At 38.9% G+C, this 19,590-nt stretch carries 21 protein-coding genes, 4 tRNA genes and 1 riboswitch; of the genes, 10 read left to right on the top strand and 15 right to left on the bottom strand.

What is annotated here, in order from left to right:
- Positions 1 to 44: 44 nt before the first annotated feature.
- Positions 45 to 605, top strand: a complete 561-nt coding sequence (locus tag PROVRUST_RS03490) for a helix-turn-helix domain-containing protein (protein WP_039854194.1) — start codon at positions 45 to 47, stop codon at positions 603 to 605.
- 47 nt (positions 606 to 652) lie between these two features.
- Positions 653 to 829, top strand: a complete 177-nt coding sequence (locus tag PROVRUST_RS19715) for a DUF2526 family protein (protein ID WP_006813317.1) — start codon at positions 653 to 655, stop codon at positions 827 to 829.
- A 59-nt stretch (positions 830 to 888) separates the two neighbouring features.
- On the opposite strand, the gene PROVRUST_RS03495 is transcribed toward PROVRUST_RS19715, so the two are convergent.
- From PROVRUST_RS03495 to crcB, 3 genes are all read right to left on the bottom strand, one after another.
- Positions 889 to 2,073: a M20 family metallopeptidase gene (locus PROVRUST_RS03495; protein WP_006813318.1), complete on the bottom strand. Its 1,185-nt coding sequence runs from the start codon at positions 2,071 to 2,073 to the stop codon at positions 889 to 891.
- A 97-nt stretch (positions 2,074 to 2,170) separates the two neighbouring features.
- Positions 2,171 to 3,388, bottom strand: coding sequence for a hypothetical protein (locus PROVRUST_RS03500; RefSeq protein ID WP_006813319.1), 1,218 nt, complete (start codon positions 3,386 to 3,388; stop codon positions 2,171 to 2,173).
- Positions 3,389 to 3,997: 609 nt separating this feature from the next.
- Positions 3,998 to 4,378 (bottom strand): fluoride efflux transporter CrcB, encoded by a 381-nt coding sequence (gene crcB, locus PROVRUST_RS03505; protein WP_006813320.1) that lies wholly within the window; start codon positions 4,376 to 4,378, stop codon positions 3,998 to 4,000.
- 113 nt (positions 4,379 to 4,491) lie between these two features.
- A riboswitch (Fluoride riboswitch) is annotated at positions 4,492 to 4,559 on the bottom strand.
- 135 nt (positions 4,560 to 4,694) lie between these two features.
- On the opposite strand from crcB, the gene fetA reads away from it, so the two are divergent.
- The 4 genes from fetA to PROVRUST_RS03525 all read left to right on the top strand — a co-directional run bounded on the left by fetA (position 4,695) and on the right by PROVRUST_RS03525 (position 7,787).
- Positions 4,695 to 5,348, top strand: coding sequence for an iron efflux ABC transporter ATP-binding subunit FetA (gene fetA, locus PROVRUST_RS03510; RefSeq protein ID WP_006813321.1), 654 nt, complete (start codon positions 4,695 to 4,697; stop codon positions 5,346 to 5,348).
- Between the two features lie 9 nt (positions 5,349 to 5,357).
- On the top strand, positions 5,358 to 6,134 hold the full coding sequence (gene fetB / locus PROVRUST_RS03515) for an iron efflux ABC transporter permease subunit FetB (RefSeq protein ID WP_039854196.1): 777 nt from the start codon (positions 5,358 to 5,360) through the stop codon (positions 6,132 to 6,134).
- A gap of 90 nt (positions 6,135 to 6,224) precedes the next feature.
- Positions 6,225 to 6,953, top strand: coding sequence for an SDR family oxidoreductase (locus PROVRUST_RS03520; RefSeq protein WP_006813323.1), 729 nt, complete (start codon positions 6,225 to 6,227; stop codon positions 6,951 to 6,953).
- 543 nt (positions 6,954 to 7,496) lie between these two features.
- Positions 7,497 to 7,787 carry a hypothetical protein gene (locus tag PROVRUST_RS03525; protein ID WP_006813324.1) on the top strand — a complete coding sequence of 97 codons (291 nt, stop codon included), beginning with the start codon at positions 7,497 to 7,499 and terminating at the stop codon, positions 7,785 to 7,787.
- A gap of 59 nt (positions 7,788 to 7,846) precedes the next feature.
- Here the strand turns inward: PROVRUST_RS03525 and PROVRUST_RS03530 are convergent, their stop codons facing one another.
- Complete coding sequence (locus PROVRUST_RS03530) at positions 7,847 to 8,881, bottom strand: LacI family DNA-binding transcriptional regulator (protein WP_039854419.1); 1,035 nt, start codon at positions 8,879 to 8,881, stop codon at positions 7,847 to 7,849.
- 239 nt (positions 8,882 to 9,120) lie between these two features.
- Here PROVRUST_RS03530 and PROVRUST_RS03535 point away from each other — a divergent pair, with 239 nt between their 5' ends.
- From PROVRUST_RS03535 to PROVRUST_RS03545, 3 genes are read left to right on the top strand one after another with little or no spacing between them, the layout of a single operon-like run.
- Entirely contained in the window at positions 9,121 to 9,567 is a 447-nt protein-coding gene (locus PROVRUST_RS03535; protein WP_006813326.1) for a PTS sugar transporter subunit IIA, read from the top strand.
- Positions 9,568 to 9,588: 21 nt separating this feature from the next.
- Positions 9,589 to 9,876, top strand: a complete 288-nt coding sequence (locus tag PROVRUST_RS03540) for a PTS sugar transporter subunit IIB (RefSeq protein WP_006813327.1) — start codon at positions 9,589 to 9,591, stop codon at positions 9,874 to 9,876.
- Between the two features lie 15 nt (positions 9,877 to 9,891).
- A complete protein-coding gene (locus tag PROVRUST_RS03545) occupies positions 9,892 to 11,148 on the top strand; it encodes a PTS ascorbate transporter subunit IIC (RefSeq protein ID WP_006813328.1) in 1,257 nt (418 codons plus the stop codon).
- A gap of 52 nt (positions 11,149 to 11,200) precedes the next feature.
- Here PROVRUST_RS03545 and PROVRUST_RS03550 read toward each other — a convergent pair whose 3' ends face one another.
- A complete protein-coding gene (locus tag PROVRUST_RS03550) occupies positions 11,201 to 12,007 on the bottom strand; it encodes a bestrophin-like domain (protein ID WP_006813329.1) in 807 nt (268 codons plus the stop codon).
- A gap of 293 nt (positions 12,008 to 12,300) precedes the next feature.
- Here PROVRUST_RS03550 and PROVRUST_RS03555 point away from each other — a divergent pair, with 293 nt between their 5' ends.
- Positions 12,301 to 12,723: a hypothetical protein gene (locus PROVRUST_RS03555; RefSeq protein ID WP_039854200.1), complete on the top strand. Its 423-nt coding sequence runs from the start codon at positions 12,301 to 12,303 to the stop codon at positions 12,721 to 12,723.
- Positions 12,724 to 12,776: 53 nt separating this feature from the next.
- Here the strand turns inward: PROVRUST_RS03555 and PROVRUST_RS03560 are convergent, their stop codons facing one another.
- The 10 genes from PROVRUST_RS03560 to PROVRUST_RS03605 all read right to left on the bottom strand — a co-directional run bounded on the left by PROVRUST_RS03560 (position 12,777) and on the right by PROVRUST_RS03605 (position 19,550).
- Positions 12,777 to 13,979, bottom strand: coding sequence for a nicotinamide mononucleotide deamidase-related protein YfaY (locus PROVRUST_RS03560; RefSeq protein ID WP_006813331.1), 1,203 nt, complete (start codon positions 13,977 to 13,979; stop codon positions 12,777 to 12,779).
- 141 nt (positions 13,980 to 14,120) lie between these two features.
- Positions 14,121 to 15,320, bottom strand: coding sequence for an enoyl-ACP reductase FabV (gene fabV / locus PROVRUST_RS03565; protein ID WP_039854421.1), 1,200 nt, complete (start codon positions 15,318 to 15,320; stop codon positions 14,121 to 14,123).
- A gap of 99 nt (positions 15,321 to 15,419) precedes the next feature.
- Positions 15,420 to 15,578, bottom strand: coding sequence for a hypothetical protein (locus tag PROVRUST_RS03570; RefSeq protein ID WP_006813333.1), 159 nt, complete (start codon positions 15,576 to 15,578; stop codon positions 15,420 to 15,422).
- 257 nt (positions 15,579 to 15,835) lie between these two features.
- Positions 15,836 to 15,922, bottom strand: a tRNA-Leu gene (locus PROVRUST_RS03575).
- 107 nt (positions 15,923 to 16,029) lie between these two features.
- Positions 16,030 to 16,116 (bottom strand) — tRNA-Leu (locus PROVRUST_RS03580).
- A gap of 7 nt (positions 16,117 to 16,123) precedes the next feature.
- Positions 16,124 to 16,197 (bottom strand) — tRNA-Cys (locus tag PROVRUST_RS03585).
- Positions 16,198 to 16,221: 24 nt separating this feature from the next.
- Positions 16,222 to 16,297 (bottom strand) — tRNA-Gly (locus PROVRUST_RS03590).
- Positions 16,298 to 16,459: 162 nt separating this feature from the next.
- The gene (gene pgsA, locus PROVRUST_RS03595) at positions 16,460 to 17,008 is read right to left on the bottom strand and encodes a CDP-diacylglycerol--glycerol-3-phosphate 3-phosphatidyltransferase (protein ID WP_006813334.1); all 549 of its coding nucleotides are present in this window, start codon (positions 17,006 to 17,008) and stop codon (positions 16,460 to 16,462) included.
- 56 nt (positions 17,009 to 17,064) lie between these two features.
- Entirely contained in the window at positions 17,065 to 18,897 is a 1,833-nt protein-coding gene (gene uvrC / locus PROVRUST_RS03600; protein ID WP_006813335.1) for an excinuclease ABC subunit UvrC, read from the bottom strand.
- Positions 18,864 to 19,550 carry a LuxR C-terminal-related transcriptional regulator gene (locus PROVRUST_RS03605; protein ID WP_039854204.1) on the bottom strand — a complete coding sequence of 229 codons (687 nt, stop codon included), beginning with the start codon at positions 19,548 to 19,550 and terminating at the stop codon, positions 18,864 to 18,866. Before PROVRUST_RS03605 ends, uvrC begins: the two co-directional genes overlap by 34 nt.
- Between the last annotated feature and the right edge of the window lie 40 nt (positions 19,551 to 19,590).

Here is a 19,590-nt window from a genome sequence, read left to right on the forward strand (position 1 = left end):
TGTCGGTGATTTATGTTCAGTGCAATCAAAACAGGATATTAAAATTGACCCTATTTACGCCGCCTATTGAATTAATATCAAAAGCATTGGCTGCCGAAAGACAAAAGAGTGGGCTTTCTATTTCTGAACTCTCACGTAAAGCGGGTATTGCCAAATCCACACTATCCCAATTAGAGTCTGGAAGTGGCAACCCAAGTATCGAAACCTTGTGGGCGCTGTGTGTCGCTTTAGATATTCCGTTTTCTCGATTAATTGAAGAAAAACGCGCCGCTGTCACCGTTATTCGTCATGGAGAAGGCACGCCGGTTAGCGCGGAGCACGCCAATTATCTGGCTTATTTATTATCATCTGCCCCAGCCAACTCCTTGCGTGACATCTACACCGTCGTCGCACAACCGGGTAGAGATCGTATTTCAGAACCCCATATGCACGATGTGACTGAGCATATTATTTTAATGTCTGGCCGAGCGCTAGTCGGTCCACTGGATAACCCCATTGAATTGAACGTTGGTGATTACATTCATTACCGTGGTGATGAACCCCATATCATGCGAGCTTTAGAGCCGAATACCATGGCCGTCATGGTGATTGATAAACAGAATTAACCACCATAATATTGATACGTTAACCCATTTTGAAATGGAGAAAACTCATGAGCCATTATGATGAAATCGCACAAAAAGTCAGTTTACTATTAGATGAAAACTCCGTTCACAACATGAACGAAATGCTGATGCAGCTTTCCCACGATGAGCAGCTCACCCAAGAACAACGCTTTAAATTACAGCAAAGTCTAAGAGAAGCTATTTTTGTGCATCATAACCAATAAACCGCAGCTAACTAATTTGCTACTGATACCTTACGTACCAGTAGCAAACTCCTTCTCACTTAGAATTTATCCTGTTGTAAATATGACCATGCATATTGCGCATATAACTCTGCCCCTGTCGCCATCGCATCTTCATCGATATTAAAACAGCCATGGTGATGAGCCCATTGCGTATCTTTTTCTGGATTACCCGACCCCAATAATGCAAAACATCCCGGTATATTTTCCATATAGAAACTAAAATCTTCACCGCCTGGTGTTGGCTTTTCGAACATTAATGTTTCTTCGCCAAATGCATCAGTGATCACCGATTGTGCCAGTAACGCGCTGTGCTCTTCATTTATAACGGGTAAGGTTCCATAAATATAATCCACTTCCACGGTCGCACCATACATAGCCGCAGTATGCGCGGCATAACGACGGATAGCGGCTTCAATGCGCGTACGCGTTTCGATATCAAAGCAACGAACCGTTCCATCTAATATCGCATTCTCAGCAATAACATTAAAACGGGTTCCCACATCCATTTTACCAATACTCACAACGGCTGAATCCAGTGACGACGTTTCACGGGAAACAATAGATTGCAAATTCATCACAAAAGATGAGGCAACCACTGCGGCATCAACTGTCGCTTCTGGCATAGAGCCATGACCGCCACGGCCCTTAAATTTCACCACCAATAGATCTGCGGAGGCGAAAGTTCCACCGACATTACACGAGACTTTACCTGATGGTGTCGTGGACCAGATATGCATTCCAAATACATTATCTACATTATCCACTGCTCCTTGCTTCACCATCGCTTTTGCACCTTGTGCAATTTCTTCAGCGGGTTGAAATATCAATCGAACATTACCCGAAAGCTGATCACGAATTTCATACAATGCTTTAGATGCTGTCAACAACATGGCAGTATGAGCATCGTGGCCACAGGCATGCATTTTCCCATGTTGAGTAGATTTATACTCTAATGAATCGTTAAGCTCCTGCACCGGTAACGCATCAATATCTGCACGTAATGCAACGGTTTTTCCCGGCTTACCACCTTTAATTTCAGCAATAATGCCGGTCGGTTCAGTAAGTCGATATTCTATGCCAATTTTGGCTAACTCTTCTGCGATACGTTTAGTGGTTCTGACCTCTTCAAAAGGAAGCTCGGGATGAGCATGAAGGTCACGTCGAAATGCAATCATATCTTGAGTATGATGCTTAATTGCTGCTGTAACTGCTTTATTGACCATATTTTTACCTTTGTCCTTTCAATCGGTACTAATGTCCCATTAATCTATTATTTTTTATGTTATATCAATTTGTTATCGTAATATCTGTCGACAATAATTATGCGGGTACCAGATAAGCAACCATAATGCCTGCCAGTACCACCGACACCATTGTGACCGAAATAAAACCACCGACTAACATTGGACCTAACATATGGCTGGTCAGTATTTGACGTTCTTTTTCATCTTTGGTTAACGCATTTATTGCTTCGTTTGTGATGATATAGTCCGCAGGAAAGCCATACAGTGCTGTTAATGAAACCGCAAATGCCATCTCTTTGGAGACGCCTAAAATTTTGCCCATAATCCAAGAAGCAATAAACATCCCGACAACCGCCGCAATTATCAACACAACCATTGGATACACTAACCTCAACAACATATCTGGTGTCGCATGATTTAATGTATCGAAGATAAACAGCATTAACGCCATGATAGCGAAACCAAATCCGTTGGCTTTTTGCAAAGGTTGCCTCTCTAAAAAGCCCAATGACGATGCAATAACTCCGAATAATAAACATAAGACAAACGGGCTAATACTGACGTACGGCGCAGCTACAGAAGAAGCCAAATAGGCTAAATATCCGACAAATGCTAATCGTAAGAATTTGAAATAACTGGTATTATAGTGATTAGGTATTCGCTTAAACATTTTGGGCATAGCATCTTCAGAGGATAATGTTTTCACTTCAACATCGTCTGCCCCTTCAACGGCTAAAGACTCTTTCCATGACCCATTTCGATATTGTTCAAGTACTCGACGCCCTTCTCGTTTCAACATAATGGCTGTTAGCGGATACCCAGCGAAACCTTGCATTACATAAATTAAAATGGCAAAAACAGATAGATCCATTAAGCCAGCTTCCGCCGCACCTTTTGACATAATCAAGGATGAAACAATTCCTCCGACTAACGGTGGGATTGCTACCAACACAGTATTTAAATCAAAGAGCATCATCCCGATAGCATAAATAAAGACAATAATTCCTAGAATCCCGGATAAAGAAATTAAAATTGTTTTCCATTGCCGTAATAATTCTTTTAAAGATAATAATGTTCCCATATTGGTGATCAGTAAATACATCAGTGTTACCGCAACAACTTGAGGAATACCCGCAATACTGACAATATTCTTAGGAAAAAATGTCCAATATCCAAAAAGAAATAACACCGCACAAACAAACACTGATGGGATCCATGCTTTGGTTCTCACCGCAATAGCATCTCCGATATATAATATCGAGACGATCAGAAATAGAGCTAACATCTGCGACATAAGATTTTCCCCGTATTTATTATTCTTAGTAATTTATATTTTAGTTTTTTAAATCAAAAATATTGTATTGTTAGATGGATAATCTTCCGGAAAGGATGGAATATGACCAAATAATAGATAATTTTAGCGCGCGCTACATTTACGCAACAAATTCATCATATCATTGAAAATACTGTTGTATAGATAAGAGAAAGTCTTGAACGCTGAATGGAATGATGGAGAAACAGGCAATTAGATAGTGATAAATCATCTTAATCTTTAATAATTCCTTGTCATCATCTAATAATGACGCAGAAGCTTAATATAAAATAATACTTAGCTTAATTTCTATAATTATAAATTCTTGTGGTTCATAGAAATGAGTATCAAATTATATTCTTTCGACTAGGGATATATTTTTGAAAATTCCCAACACGGTAGCAATCTATTCCCTATAAAAACATTTTCATATCCATCTAGGTAAAATAATCTGCTTTATTGTTTAACATGGATAACTTTCCTGATAAGGCTCGTTGATTCTCTGATATTTTTCTATTTTCATAGTCCTAAAAATCAAAAACCACCCACTAATATAACTAAGTAGGTGGCAGTAGATATCTTATGAGCCCATCACCCTTGAGCCAAAAAGTTATGGCATAACATTCCCAATAATGTAAACAGCAATGCCCCAATAACATGAATAGCGATAGTACTAAATGCAACCATCAGCTTTCCCTCTTGTAGCATAACTAGCACTTCCAGTGAAAAAGTGGAAAACGTGGTAAATGCACCACAAAAACCGGTCACAATAAAGAGTTTATAAGCGGGATTGATATTGGCACTCGCAAAATAAGACACAGCAAAACCGATGATAAAACCACCGATGAGATTAACAAACACCGTACCAAATGGAATATGCGGATGTAGGTTATTCAGTTTTAAACCAATTATCCATCTTAACCAGCCCCCCAAGATGGAGCCTAGCGCAATAGAAAAGAGAGATGCATACATAGCTGCTTTCCTTACCAGTTAGGTGGGAATAAATGCAAGGAAAGAGTCCTAACTAGACATTTATGCCCTAAAATTTGGGCACATAAAACCTACGCGCCCATTCTATTGAAAAGGTTTACGTAGGCATCATCAGTCCAATATGGACGGTTTGGGTAGGAGGAATGCCATCTCCCAAATAAATTTCTATTGAAATGATAATCCAACCCTTTTTTCCATGCAAACTCAATTTATATAAAATTACCATTGATAACCTTATGTCAATTTAGGCTAAATTAGCGCATAATAATCGTTATATTAGAATGGAGTTGACCCTGAAATGGATACAAAAAACGTACTTTTACAACTCAAAAATATTGGTTACCAGATTAACCAAAAAACTATTTTAGATAATGTGCAGATTGACCTATATCCTGGAGAATTTAAACTGATTACTGGGCCGTCTGGTTGTGGAAAAAGTACCTTATTAAAAATAGTTTCCTCACTTATCTCACCAACCCAAGGGGAGATTCTCTTTTTAGGGGAGAATATTAATAACATTCCTCCTGAAAAGTATCGCCAACAAGTCTCATACTGCACTCAAACGCCAACTTTGTTTGGATCCACAGTCTATGAAAATCTATTTTTTCCTTATCAAATTCGCAATTTGCCATTCAATAAGGAAAAAATTATCCAAGACTTGGCGTATCTATCATTACCTGAGTCGATTCTGGATAAAAGTATTAATGAGCTTTCTGGGGGGGAGAAACAGCGTATATCCCTAATTCGTAATCTACAGTTTTTACCTCAGATCTTGCTATTAGATGAAATAACCAGTGCTTTAGATGAACAAAATAAACTCAAAGTGAACCAACTTATTCATCAATTAGCAGTAGATAATAAAATTGGTGTGTTATGGGTAACCCATGACCAAGATGAAATTACCCACGCCGATGATATTATTTCCCTGCCCGTTCATCATAGTGAAGAATAGGAATTTAACGTGAATCATCCAACTATTTCTAATGAGTCACTCGCTTTTTCTATCATGCTAGTTTTAGTAGCGATTTTTATTAGTCATAAAGAAAAATTATCCTTAGAAAAAGACATCATCTGGAGTACTTGCCGTGCAATTGTTCAGTTATTAATTGCTGGCTATATCCTCAAATATATTTTCCATTTAGATAATAAAATTCTTACTGTCGCACTCGTTTTATTTATCTGTTTTAATGCTGCCTGGAATGCCAAGAAGAGAAGTAAATACCTCGATAAACTATTCCCGACGGCGCTAATTGCCATTACATCTGGAACATTTATTACTTTATGTGTGCTGATTGTCACTGAAGCCATTGCTTTTACCCCTATGCAAGTGATCCCAATTACTGGCATGATTGCAGGTAATGCGATGATTGCGGTAGGCTTATGTTTCAATAATTTAGGGCAACGATTTAATAGCCAGCAACAACAAATTCAAGAAATGCTGAGTTTGGGAGCAACACCTAAAGTTGCTTCCGCTGCAATTATTCGCGAAAGCATTCGTGCATCATTAATTCCCACCGTAGATTCAGCAAAAACAGTAGGAATAGTTAGTCTACCAGGGATGATGTCCGGATTAATATTTGCTGGAGTTGATCCATTAGAAGCCGTTAAATACCAAATAATGGTGACTTTCATGCTATTAGCTACCGCTAGCCTTTCAACTATTCTGGCCGGTTATCTGACCTATGTTAAATTTTATAACCAGCGTCATCAGTTACGCTTAGAAGCCTTAAATAAATAGTTCTCGCTACGGTTTGAAATATAAATTCAAACCGTATTTTTCTGCACTTGCTATGTAACTTTGTTATTTTATCATTTTGGAGTAAATACCATGGCTATCTTATTGGAAAATAAAGTTGCTGCAATTACCGGAGCCGCTTCTGGTATAGGGCTTGAGTGTGCTAGAACACTCATTAATGCAGGTGCGACGGTAGTTCTGATTGATCGTGATGAAAATAAATTAAACCACGCTGTTGCAGAACTGGGTCAGAATGCAATTTCTCTCGTTATTGATTTAATGGACCCCATTCAAGTTAATGGAATATTAGATGCTATCCTTGAGAAAACAGGTCGTTTAGATATTTTTCATGCTAACGCAGGCGCTCATATTGGTGGTGCCATTGCTGAAGGTGATCCCGATATTTGGGATAGGATATTAAATTTAAATATTAACGCAACCTTCCGTTGTATTCGAACAGTTCTACCTTATTTTATTGAACGAAAATCTGGCGATACTTTATTTACTAGTTCAATTGCTGGCGTAATTCCAATGGATTGGGAACCTATTTATAGCGCCTCTAAATTTGCTGTACAAACTTTTGTGCATGCCACTCGACGCCAAGTTGCTCAGCATGGTATACGTGTTGGTGCAATATTACCCGGTCCCGTTGTAACGGCTGCACTTGATAGTTGGTCAAAAGAAAAAATTGATGCAGAACTGGCCAGTGGAAATATTATGTTGCCTATTGAAGTTGCTGAAGCGGCGCTATTTATGCTAACACGCCCAAGATATATTACTATACGCGATCTGGTTATTTTACCTAATGCTATTGACCTTTAATAAAATATAATAGAATCCCACTCATGATTTATATATTTAAAATGGTGATAGAGATAATTAAAAATAAATTCAAACAAATAGATTTTATTTATTTAAATTTAAAGTATAGATATTAATTAAATAAAGACACTCACTTGCTTAAATATAAAATTTCTATATTTAAACCAAAAAGTCACTTTCTTATCTAATATTTATATTATTTTTGATAAAGCAGCAAATAGTTCATAAAAATCAACAACTTGATGCATCTTATTGATTTCATTAAAATTCCTTTAATTTCATCTATTTATGAACATGAATGACATTTTACAATATTTAATTTGGAAATTAAAAAACAAGGTTAATATTATTTATTTTATCTAAAAAGCATATTCTCTTATCTTGACGCTCAAGAATTATGATTATCCGTTAACATAATGATATACTAAGAATTATATTTACAGGGGTAATATAAAAACTAAAATATAAAATTATCCGACTATTTTTGACAAACTGTTTTTTTTAACTCATGTAATATTCAAAAAAACAAAAATAGGATCCAACATGACAAACATCCAACTGCTGCTGCTTGCAACTAATAATATCAAAAATAATACCGAATTAAGCCATTCTCAAGAGTCTTATGTATACCAGTATTACTATACTAATCTTGCAGAAAAACACCCTTCAGTTGAAGTTTTCATGAAGGAATTCATTAAGTTAACATCTACCGCTTTACATAGTGACCCAGAAGTAAAAATGTTAAGTTCGCAAATTTATTCCGCAATTGAATCCTACTTGGAAATTGCTCAAGCTCGCTATATTCAACGCCAAAAATTACTGAAAACAAGCTAGTATATCAAGCTAATATCGAAAATGGTCTTACGATAAGACCATTTTATTCTGAACTTAATTTAGCCACTTTGGCGAGCCTCGAATTTATATGGGAATACTATTTCTTCTTGAATATTCTCATAATTTTCTTCCGTTCCTTCCAGCCACCGCTGTAATCTTCTCGCAGTTTCTCGTGCCATTTTACTGTAATCAATACGAGCAGAAGTTAAAGATGGATGAATGTGATCACAATTTTCTGACCCTTCTACACAGACCACCGCCAACATTTTAGGAATTTTAATTAATCTCCGCTGACATTCAAAAATGACGCCTAATGCAATCATCTCATGGCTACAAATCACCGCTTCCAATTCTGGTTGGCGAGTTAGCATTTCACTAATTGCTTGTCGACCAAAATCCATTGTCGCCACATAAGGTGTCGTAATACTCTGCTCAGCACTCAAATTGTGACTAAGCAATGCTTTATTCCAACCACTTAGTTGCTGACTTTGCATTTTGCTATCCATTTGCGCACCAATATAGCCGATACGCTGATAGCCTTTTTGCAGAAGATAGTTTGTCAGAAAATTAACCGCTTCACCGCAGTGACTTTTAATATTCAACGTAAACGGATAATTTGACTCCCCCGCAACATTAATCACTGGAATAGCAATATTCTTTAATGTACTCAGCACAGATTCAGAATTGATAGCACCAAAAATTACCAGTGCCGCAGGGCTACTTTGCAGTAACGTTGTCAGAACCTCTGATTCTTTTTTATGCTGGTAATCATGGCTGCCTATAACCACTTGGTAACTATTTTTATTCAATACTTCCTGCAGAGACTGCAAAAAAGCCGAACTTGCATTGTCTCTTAATGAGGGAATTAATACAGCAATTGTTCTGCTTTGCCCTGAAGCAAGAATTCCAGCCGCTAAGTTAGGAATATAGCCGAGCTCCTCAACCGCCTCATTAATTTTTTCTCTGAGCTTATCTGAAACAAGTTCTGGGGTTCTTAAGGCTCTTGAAACCGTCATTGACCCGACGCCAGCATATTTTGCTACATCTTGTAATGTCACTCTTCCAGTATTTTTTCTTTTTCGGGTTTTCTGCATGAAGTTATCTGGTTTCATCTAAACTTATTAATCAACGCCTATAACTTACCACAGGTTTAATTTGTTAATTAACCCACAAACAGCCTAAAAAGGATTTAAAGTAGGATTATTAGTCAAAATGATAGCGCTATCACGAAAATGAACAATTCAGCTAGATAGCGCTACCATAGATCACTACTATTCATGCAACTAATAAAATATCTAATATAAATTGTTATTTTTTACCAGGAGCCAAGCCAATGCTAACAACATTACTCACCCCGAATGTGATTCAGGTGGTTGAAAGCGCCACCGACTGGCGTGACGCGATTAAAATCGCCTGTAACCCATTAATTAATAATAAATTCATCGAACCTCGCTATATTGATGCAATCATTCAATCTCATGAAAAAATTGGCCCTTACTATGTATTAGGTCCAGGAATTGCGATGCCTCATGCCCGCCCTGAAGATGGCGTCAACCAACTTTCTCTGGGCTTAACCGTACTCAAGCAAGGTGTAGAATTTGGTTCAGAGGGCAACGACCCTATTAAATTATTGATTGTTCTTGCCGCAACAGATAGTAATAGCCATATTGGTGCTATTGCAAAATTGGCTGAACTATTTGATAACCAAGAAGATATTGATAGCATCATGCAGTCAGAAAACGTAGATGACATCCTTCAAATCATCGCTAAATATAAATAATTCAGTAACAAGGTAAATATTATGAAAATCACTGTTGTTTGTGGAAATGGTTTAGGTACAAGTCTGATGATGGAAATGAGCATCAAGACAATTTTGAAAGATCTTCAAGTCACGGCTGATGTTGACCACGTTGACTTAGGTTCTGCTAAAGGCACTGTGAGTGATATTTTCGTTGGAACAACTGATATTGCGGAGCAATTAGTCGCTCAACAAGTTGGCGGTGAAATTGTTGCTTTAGCAAACATGATCGACAAAGTCGCGATGAAAGAGCGTCTGAGCGCTGCTTTACAAAAACTCGGCGCGCTGTAACCAACCGGAGGCTACATGGAATTCTTTCGTTTTCTGATGCAAGATGTCCTATCCGAACCGGCAGTTCTGGTCGGTCTGATAGCGCTAATTGGCTTAATTGCTCAAAAAAAACCTGTCACTGAATGCATCAAAGGCACCATCAAAACCATTATGGGTTTTGTGATTTTAGGTGCAGGTGCTGGTTTAGTCGTCAGCTCGTTAGGTGATTTTTCGGCGATTTTCCAACACGCGTTTGGTATCAACGGTGTCGTACCAAATAACGAAGCTATTGTGTCTATTGCACAAAAAAGCTTTGGTCGTGAAATGGCGATGATTATGTTTTTTGCGATGTTAATCAATATCTTGATTGCACGCTTAACACCATGGAAATTCATCTTCTTAACAGGTCACCATACTTTATTTATGTCGATGATGATTGCAGTGATCTTATCGACAGCTGGTATGGAAGGAACCATGTTAGTGGCAGTCGGTTCACTGATCGTCGGCTTCTGTATGGTATTTTTCCCTGCCATTGCACATCCATACATGAAGAAAGTGACTGGCTCCGATGACGTGGCAATTGGCCACTTCTCTACTATTTCCTATGTTTTAGCAGGTTTTATCGGTAGTAAATTTGGTAATAAAGAACATTCAACAGAAGATATGAATGTACCAAAAAGCTTGTTATTCCTGCGTGATACACCCGTCGCTATTTCTTTCACTATGTTCATTATTTTCATCATTACCTGCTTATTTGCAGGGGGTGATTATGTTCGTGAAGTCAGTGGTGGCAAAAACTGGTTTATGTTCTCCTTGATGCAATCCATTACCTTCGCTGCGGGTGTCTATATTATCCTGCAAGGTGTACGTATGGTTATTGCTGAGATCGTACCTGCATTTAAAGGTATTTCAGACAAATTAGTCCCTAATGCGAAACCCGCATTAGACTGCCCAGTAGTTTTCCCTTATGCACCAAATGCAGTTTTAGTTGGCTTCTTAAGCAGCTTTGCCGCAGGTGTATTAGGTATGTTCATTCTGTATGCATTAAATATGACCGTGATTATTCCAGGCGTTGTTCCACACTTTTTCGTGGGTGCTGCTGCGGGGGTATTCGGTAATGCCACAGGTGGACGTCGAGGCGCAATCTTAGGTGCATTTGCTCAAGGTTTGTTAATCACATTCTTACCGGTATTCTTACTGCCAGTCCTTGGGGACATCGGTATCGCAAATACCACCTTTAGTGATGCAGACTTTGGCGCTATCGGAATTTTATTAGGGATTATCGTTCGCTAATCTCTCAACCCTCTGAACTAATCACTCGGAGGGTTTTCTTTTTCGAACTAATTTACTTTCCCAGCCAAGCACCATCCTTAAATAAGAAGTCTTGTAGTAACAGTAAATCATCAGGCGTGACATGAATGACCCCTTCTCCTGGTATATCGATCTCCGCAATCATAAATAATGCCAATGTCGTTAATGACGGTAAGATAACAATTAACCAGTTTTTTCCTTTCGTCCCACGAATATTGTAACCAATTAAGATATTCGAACAGATAGCAAAGAATATCAGTAAGAACCACGCCGCATTTGGAATTTGATGCCGCCAACTTGCCATCGTTTTTTGCTGAGAAACATATAGATCACCAAATGCCGTCAGCACTGAGGACACAACAGGATTCGGTGACTCCTGCGCTTGCTTTACGCCGATTTCCCATAATTGCCCTTGCTTAGCCAATGATGCCATACGCCATTGATTATTTTCATCACTCACTCCAGATCTAAAAAATTCAATACGCGCATCCAGATATTGCTGGATCAAAAGTGAAGCATCCGCTCGCTCATCACCACTGAGTAATTGCGCCCTTTGGTATGCATTACCGATAGCAATCGCTTCATTTTCTTCTGTTTGTTGGCGGTTGTTATATCCATTAATGGAGATCGATAATACAAATCCGATTAGCAAGCCAAGAAGAGAGAGTATGGCACCTAGAATGATTTTTGCTTCGTCATCCGCAATTTCTTCATGAGTGCTACGCCGTTTAAAAATATATTTACCAATATAAGCAGACGTAATTAGAAGAACAAAAGTAATTATAAACAATAAGATAGAGTCAATCGGAGAATCATTAAATAATTCAGAGAGATTAAACATAGATTAGCCTAATAAATTCATTTGCAGATATATAGCACATCCAAAGTGATAATATCTACGGGCTTTCATGTTTTACACACATTAAAGTTTTTGAATCTCACAAATATTTTCCTGCGGGAAACATTATTTGACATCTTAATTCGACTATTTGCTGATTATCTTAGTTACAGTTTGGTTTTTTCCTGCTAAATTATTTATAGATATATTTTAAATTCATTGATTTATTAATAGGTTACTTCTCTAAAATCGATAATTAGCCTTTAACTATCATATTTATCATGTTGAGGGATAAAATGAAAAAATACTTATTGGGTATTAGTATTAGCATCAATATGATTCTCTTAGCTGCACTCATTATAGCTTTAGTTATGTTTTTTGATTTAAAAGCTAAAATTGATACTGTCGTTCAGCAAGTACAAGATGGTGATTACGTTACGCTAGCAACTGAAAATTTAATTCCAGAATCCCTGCAAAATCTATCGAAAATTGATATCTCTGAAAAACCTTGTGATTATTTCTATCAGAATGTTGAGGTCTTTATTGAATATCTTAAAGATAATCCAGATATCGCTGGAGCCGAGATTTATGCAAATCAAATTGATACGTTAAAACGAAAAATAGAAAAAACACCTTCGGTATTTCAAAATACAGCCTGTGAAAAAGGTATTTCAGCACTAAATTTTATGATTGATACAATTTCACCCACCGAAAAATAATCATATATTCAATCACTCATCCCCCAATAAATAGGGGGATCTGTAAATTATTTTCATGACTCAATTAAAATATCAATTTGTACCAACCACTCATATTCACCAATAACAGAGCGCCCATCCAACCAACGCGATAACATATCCAGCATCAACATAACGCTAACTTGCTGTTTTTCTAACTGTGTATGATACCGAGGTAGATAGCTCACTTTTTGAGCATAGCAACTATCTGGTGTATATAATGCCATGGCTAAATGGCCATCTTGATATGTTCCCAGAGCTAAACCGATGGTACAACCTTGCTGTTTCGCAATCTTCGTTGCACTCTGTATTAGGCTGGCTAGATTCTGTTCTTCTGCCGTTTTCTCGATATAGCCATTGACTACTGGAGCATTCGCCGCATCTAATGTCCAATATAGTAAACCCGCACTAAACTGCTCACTCACTGCAACACGATGGTGTTTTTGCTCCAATTTTTTACGTACTAAAGATCCAATTCCTTCCGTACCTTCAAAGACAAGATTATCACCAACTCCCATCTTAATTTTCTGCCATATCTCAGCCATTTCATGGCATTGTTTAGCAGGCCCAGTCAGTTTCAATTCAATAATTGGCATTGACGATCGATAACCTAAAATGCACCCATTTGGTAACGGTAAATCATCAAATTGTGCCGCAAGACTACTTTCACTTCGTCCAAAGCTGGTTAAGCGCATACAAATTGGCGGTTCAGGAAGCGACATTTTTTGACGTAAACGTGGAATAATTTGCTCGTTGACCATCACTTTAAATTCAGATGGGACACCTGGTGTAAAAAAGAACCAGCAATCATTGATATACAAAGCAAAGCCACACGCTGTACCGACTGGATTATCAATTAATTCTGCATTCGCAGGTAACATCGCCTGTTTACGATTTGTTGCAGGCATTTCACGGCCTCTAGCCACAAAATAGCTTTCCATTACCGCTATCCATTCTGGATGCTCAACCAGAGGGACTTTCGCTGCGATTGCGGCCGCCATTGCACTCAAATCATCACTTGTTGGACCTAACCCACCATTAACGATAACCACATCTGCATGCTGACTACGTTCTAGAAATGTTGTGACTAAACTGTCTAAATTATCTCCCACCGTCGTTCGACTGTGGAGTGGTAATCCTTGCTGAAAAAAACAATCCGCAAGCCACGCTGAATTGGTATCGATAATTTGCCCATGCAGTACTTCATCACCTGTACTTAACATTTCCACGATCAACATTTCAATGATCCTCTCTGTATTAATAACAGCCAAGAATAAGTTAGTTAATTAAGACTCTAAATAACAATAAAACAAAACCCCGAGAACCAGTTTTGCTAGTGCTCGGGGTTAATAATAGAGGAACTTAACTCTACTTATCTATTAGACTAATTCGATGACTTCAAAATTAGCTTCGCCGCTTAAGTCAGCTTCGTAATCAACACCGTCTAAGCCAAAGCCGAATAAACGCAGAAATTCTGCTTTATAGCCTTGGTAATCAGTTAAGTCATTGATGTTGTCATCAGTCAGTTGCTTCCAGATTTCACGGCAAGTTTCTTGCACGTCATCACGCAATTCCCAATCATCTAACCGCAGACGATTTTTTTCATCTGTTTCTGGCGTTTCACCATTAAATAACTTGGTTGCGAATAAACGCTGGATTTGCTCGATACAACCTTCGTGAATGCCTTTCTCTTTCATAATTTTGAATACAATAGAGATATACAAAGGCATAACCGGAATAGCTGAAGATGCTTGCGTAACCACAGATTTCAGTACAGCGACATGTGCCGAGCCGCCTTTTTCTGCCATTTTTTCATTGATGGCATGAGCTGCACGGTCTAAATCTTCCTTCGCTTTACCTAATGTACCATGCCAATAGATCGGCCATGTTAAATCAGTACCAATATAGGAATAAGCAACCGCTTGTGCATTATCTGCTAGAACACCCGCATCCGCTAAAGCGTTCATCCACAGTTCCCAATCTTGTCCACCCATAACTTTAATGGTGTCTTCGATTTCCTGTTCATTTGCAGGCTCAACAACAGCTTCGATCAGAATATCTTTGTTAGTATCCAGAGCAACTGATTTGTATGGTTCACCAATAGGTTTCAGTGCTGAACGAACAATTTCACCAGTTTCAGGCATTTTACGCACTGGGGATGCCAGTGAATAAACCACTAAATCGATTTGACCTAAGTCTTTTTTAATCAGATCAATAACGGTTTCTCGGCATTCATTAGAGAATGCATCACCGTTAATACTTTTTGCATACAGACCCGCTTCTTTCGCTGCTTTGTCGAAACCGGCTGCATTATACCAGCCTGCAGAACCTGTTTTGCTCTCACTACCCGGTTTCTCAAAGAAAACGCCGATAGTCGCAGCACCGCTGCCAAAAGCAGCATTAATGCGCGAAGCCAAGCCATAACCAGTGGAGGCACCAATTACCAGAACCTTTTTCGGTCCATTTTTCAGTTCACCACGAGATTTAACATAGGCGATTTGCTCACGAACATGGGCTTCACAGCCGGCAGGATGAGCTGTAGTGCAGATAAAACCACGAATTTTAGGTTTGATAATCATAGTCATTTTTTCTTGGTAGCTAACAATCGACAACTAATATACCTGATATTCGCCACATACTTAAGATGCAGTGGCAATAAACATAGTGAACAGACCAGTTTATTTCGGTTTTTGAGTATTTTCTTGCTGCTTCACTTGAGAAAAAGCGAGTTCTTTCAGCCAATCTGCAAGTAGTGGCTTGGTTTTAATTGCATCTAATAGGGCTCGCTCTTGTTTAGTTAGACGAACCACGACAATTTCAGTTTTCATATTAGACATACCTTTCTCCTTTTTCTAAAAAAAAGATACTGGCATAAAATAAAGTCGGATGGGTCTGACTTACGTGATTTTACCTATAAAAAAGGTAAATTTAGAAAATAAGGGGAAAAATGACAAAACCGCCAATAAACGTAGATTTACTTGATAATAGCTACCTTTGGCTTATTTTTGATGTAAAAAAGCCACCCATTGGGTGGCTCTTTCTTTTACTTGCTTAGCGAATTTTTAATTTATTCAAAAAATCGTTAAGTTTTATATGGTGCCCAGGGCGGGACTTGAACCCGCACAGCCTTACAGCCGAGGGATTTTAAATCCCTTGTGTCTACCGATTTCACCACCTGGGCCAAATTTTTAATACTGCTATTTACTACTTACTAGTAAGAAAAACGATGTTTATCAACTAGCTTAAGACTTAAAGCAAAATGGACCAATTTGGTCCATTCGCTGAATATGGTGCCCAGGGCGGGACTTGAACCCGCACAGCCTTACAGCCGAGGGATTTTAAATCCCTTGTGTCTACCGATTTCACCACCTGGGCCTAAATTTGGAGGCGCGTCCCGGAGTCGAACCGAGCTACACGGATTTGCAATCCGGTGCATAACCGCTTTGCTAACGCGCCTTACACCCTAATCTTTTTCAAGATTGGAGCGGGAAACGAGACTCGAACTCGCGACCCCGACCTTGGCAAGGTCGTGCTCTACCAACTGAGCTATTCCCGCTAAGCTTAACTTTTCAGTTTTGCTTTCAAACTGGCTGATTTACTTATTTATTTTCGTAAACCGTGTTGCCGTTCGATGCGATGCATTCTACTGATTTCAAATATCGAGTCAATACAATTATTGAAAAAATTGGATCGTTCGCTGTTTTTTCAATCATTTCGATCACGCTTCGCTCAAATCGCCCCACGCCGCTTTTAAATATTGATACATAGACCAGAAAGTCAGAATTGCAGCGATATATAAAAGTGCAATCGACAAGTTCTCGATAAGCGGTGTTGGACGCCATAATAAGCCCACCAGCGACATCATTTGAGCCGTAGTTTTGAACTTACCGATCCAAGAAACTGCCACACTACTGCGCTTACCAATTTCTGCCATCCACTCTCTCAGGGACGATATGATAATTTCACGAGCAATCATAGTTGCAGCCGGCAAAGTCACATACCAAACATCAAAACTTTCCGTCACTAAAACTAGTGCTGTAGCCACCATCACTTTGTCAGCGACAGGATCAAGAAATGCGCCAAACTTAGTCGTCTGCTTCCATAAACGCGCTAAAAACCCATCAAACCAATCTGTTACTGCGGCGACAACAAAAATCAACGCACAAACAAAAGGCCCCCAACTGACAGGAAGATAAAACGCTATTACAAAAAACGGTATCAGGATGACACGAAATAGAGTCAACCACGTTGGTATATTTAATTTCATCGCGCTCACTAACGTTTAGTCCAAGACGGATACCTTAGTATGTTGCACTAAGATACCTACTGTTTCAATGCATTATAAATCTTTTCTGCCAGCGCGTATGAGATCGAGGGCACTTTTGCGATTTCTTCTATGCTCGCATTACGTAAAGGTTGTAAGCCCCCCATATACTTTAAAAGCATCTGGCGACGTTTTGGTCCGACGCCTTCGATAGACTCCAATGCGCTGGTATTTTTCACTTTAGCTCGACGCTGACGATGCCCTGTAATCGCATGATTGTGTGATTCATCACGAATATGTTGAATCACATGTAAGGCAGGAGAGTCCGGTGGTAGAGCAAAGCCTTCACCTTCAGGTTTTAAAAACAGGGTTTCTAAACCCGCTTTACGATCGCTTCCCTTTGCCACTCCAATTAGCAATGGATGATTTTTATCCCAATCAACATCGAGAGAATCAAAGACATCTTTGGCTTGCCCAAGCTGCCCTTTTCCTCCATCAATAAAAATGATGTCTGGAATTTTGCTTTCATCAATATGCTTGCCATAACGGCGAGTTAATACCTGATGCATTGCAGCATAATCATCGCCGGGAGTGATCCCAGTAATATTGTAACGACGATATTCCGATTTTACTGGGCCAGTTTTATCAAAAACAACACAGGAGGCCACCGTTTGCTCCCCCATGGTGTGGGAAATATCAAAACATTCCATACGCGAAATATTTTCGATATTCACCACTTTAGATAGCGCCGCCATGCGCTGCTGAATAGTAGATTGCTGAGCTAATTTAGTAGACAACGCTATCGACGCATTAGTTCGAGCTAATTTTAAGTAACGAGCGCGGGTGCCTCTAGGCTGGCTTTGAATATTGATTTTACGCCCTGCTAATTCAGACAGTGAATCCGCCAGCAAAACTTTTTCAGTTAATGGAAAATCAATCAGAATCTCACCCGGTAACGTACGATTTTCGCTACCTTGCAAATAAAATTGCCCTAAGAAGGTTTGTACGACTTCATCCAATAGCGTACCCGATGGAATTTTTGGATAATAACTACGACTTCCCAGTACTTTACCTTGACGAATAAAGAGGACGTGGACACAGGCTAAACCCGATTCAAATGCCACACCAATGACATCAAGGTCATCATGATCCCCTGAAACGTATTGCTCTTCAGTAACTGCTCGCACCGCTTGAATTTGGTCACGAAAACGAGCCGCATCTTCAAAACGCAATTCTTGGCTGGCTTTCTCCATGCGATCCACCAGCCCGGTTAATACCTGCTTATCCTTCCCGGTCAAGAAAAGACGCACGTAATTAACCTGCTGATCATACTCTTCATCAGTCACTAATCCTTGAACACAAGGCCCTAAGCAACGTCCAATTTGGTACTGTAAGCAAGGTCTCGAACGATTTTTATAAACGCTATCTTCGCATTGGCGGATAGGAAACAATTTTTGCATCAATGCTAATGTTTCCCTGACCGCATATGAGCTTGGAAACGGACCAAAGTATTCCCCTTTCGCATGTTTTGCACCACGATGGAGTGAAATTCTTGGATGTGTTTCTTTACTAAGGAAAATATAAGGATAGGATTTATCATCTCGCAACAATACGTTATAGCGTGGTTGATAAAGCTTAATGTAATTATGTTCCAGCAACAAAGCTTCCGTTTCAGTGTGCGTTACAGTCACATCAATGGAAGCGATATGTTTGACGAGTTGCTCTGTTTTGCGGCTACTGACATTTTCACGGAAATAACTCGAAAGCCTTTTTTTAAGGTCTTTTGCTTTTCCTACATAGATAACCGTTCCCCCAGCGTCATACATACGATAGACGCCAGGTTGGTTGGTTACTGTTTTTAAGAAAGCTTTTGGATCAAACTGTTCTGCCACCCGGATAAACCCTGTTTTGCTGTGATTAAATCATAGCTAATTGCTATATGTGTTAATTCTACATCACTACAGATATTAAGTTTACCAAACATTCGATAACGGTAGGTATTTACTGTTTTTGGGCTTAATGACAAACGGTCAGCAACCTGCTTAACGGGTACGCCCTTCGTGATCATCAGCATAATTTCTAATTCCCTTGCTGAGAGTAGCTCATGAATATCAAGTTGGTTTCTCTGATTAACACGTTGCAAAGCAATATGTTGAGCGATATCAGGGGAAATAATCTTCTGTCGTGCGTTTACAATCTGAATGGATTCAATCAACTCATCTTCGTTGATATTTGCGCTTAAAATACCAAAGATACCAATATCTAAGGCCCTTAAAACAAAAGAGTAATTATTTCGGATGTTATAAATAATAATACCGACATCTGGCTGAGTGCGTCTAATCGTCGCGAGTGTTTTTAATGAACCAAAATGGCAATGCTCACTACTGATTAAAATAATATTCGCCCTATTCTGACGATTCCAAGTGATAACTTGATCAAGATTCGGAAATGACATAACAACTTTATAGCGGGAGTGTCGGGCTAAGATTGCTTCAATACCTCGAATCGAAATATTACTATCATCAATAATTATTATATTAATCAAACATATCTCCTATTATTTACCCACAATAATCGGAAGAATC

It is taken from the genome of Providencia rustigianii DSM 4541 (assembly GCF_000156395.1).
GTDB lineage: Bacteria > Pseudomonadota > Gammaproteobacteria > Enterobacterales > Enterobacteriaceae > Providencia > Providencia rustigianii.

What these genes read in the sequence shown, in the direction of transcription:
- fabV (WP_039854421.1), bottom strand. Translation starts at nt 15,320, where the DNA reads ATGATTATCAAACCTAAAATTCGTGGTTTTATCTGCACTACAGCTCAT.
- PROVRUST_RS03555 (WP_039854200.1), top strand. Translation starts at nt 12,301, where the DNA reads ATGAAAAAATACTTATTGGGTATTAGTATTAGCATCAATATGATTCTC.
- PROVRUST_RS03560 (WP_006813331.1), bottom strand. Translation starts at nt 13,979, where the DNA reads ATGTTGATCGTGGAAATGTTAAGTACAGGTGATGAAGTACTGCATGGG.
- pgsA (WP_006813334.1), bottom strand. Translation starts at nt 17,008, where the DNA reads ATGAAATTAAATATACCAACGTGGTTGACTCTATTTCGTGTCATCCTG.
- PROVRUST_RS03530 (WP_039854419.1), bottom strand. Translation starts at nt 8,881, where the DNA reads ATGCAGAAAACCCGAAAAAGAAAAAATACTGGAAGAGTGACATTACAA.
- crcB (WP_006813320.1), bottom strand. Translation starts at nt 4,378, where the DNA reads ATGTATGCATCTCTCTTTTCTATTGCGCTAGGCTCCATCTTGGGGGGC.
- PROVRUST_RS03545 (WP_006813328.1), top strand. Translation starts at nt 9,892, where the DNA reads ATGGAATTCTTTCGTTTTCTGATGCAAGATGTCCTATCCGAACCGGCA.
- PROVRUST_RS03535 (WP_006813326.1), top strand. Translation starts at nt 9,121, where the DNA reads ATGCTAACAACATTACTCACCCCGAATGTGATTCAGGTGGTTGAAAGC.
- PROVRUST_RS03570 (WP_006813333.1), bottom strand. Translation starts at nt 15,578, where the DNA reads ATGTCTAATATGAAAACTGAAATTGTCGTGGTTCGTCTAACTAAACAA.
- PROVRUST_RS03500 (WP_006813319.1), bottom strand. Translation starts at nt 3,388, where the DNA reads ATGTCGCAGATGTTAGCTCTATTTCTGATCGTCTCGATATTATATATC.
- PROVRUST_RS03495 (WP_006813318.1), bottom strand. Translation starts at nt 2,073, where the DNA reads ATGGTCAATAAAGCAGTTACAGCAGCAATTAAGCATCATACTCAAGAT.
- PROVRUST_RS19715 (WP_006813317.1), top strand. Translation starts at nt 653, where the DNA reads ATGAGCCATTATGATGAAATCGCACAAAAAGTCAGTTTACTATTAGAT.
- PROVRUST_RS03520 (WP_006813323.1), top strand. Translation starts at nt 6,225, where the DNA reads ATGGCTATCTTATTGGAAAATAAAGTTGCTGCAATTACCGGAGCCGCT.
- fetA (WP_006813321.1), top strand. Translation starts at nt 4,695, where the DNA reads ATGGATACAAAAAACGTACTTTTACAACTCAAAAATATTGGTTACCAG.
- PROVRUST_RS03525 (WP_006813324.1), top strand. Translation starts at nt 7,497, where the DNA reads ATGACAAACATCCAACTGCTGCTGCTTGCAACTAATAATATCAAAAAT.
- PROVRUST_RS03550 (WP_006813329.1), bottom strand. Translation starts at nt 12,007, where the DNA reads ATGTTTAATCTCTCTGAATTATTTAATGATTCTCCGATTGACTCTATC.
- PROVRUST_RS03540 (WP_006813327.1), top strand. Translation starts at nt 9,589, where the DNA reads ATGAAAATCACTGTTGTTTGTGGAAATGGTTTAGGTACAAGTCTGATG.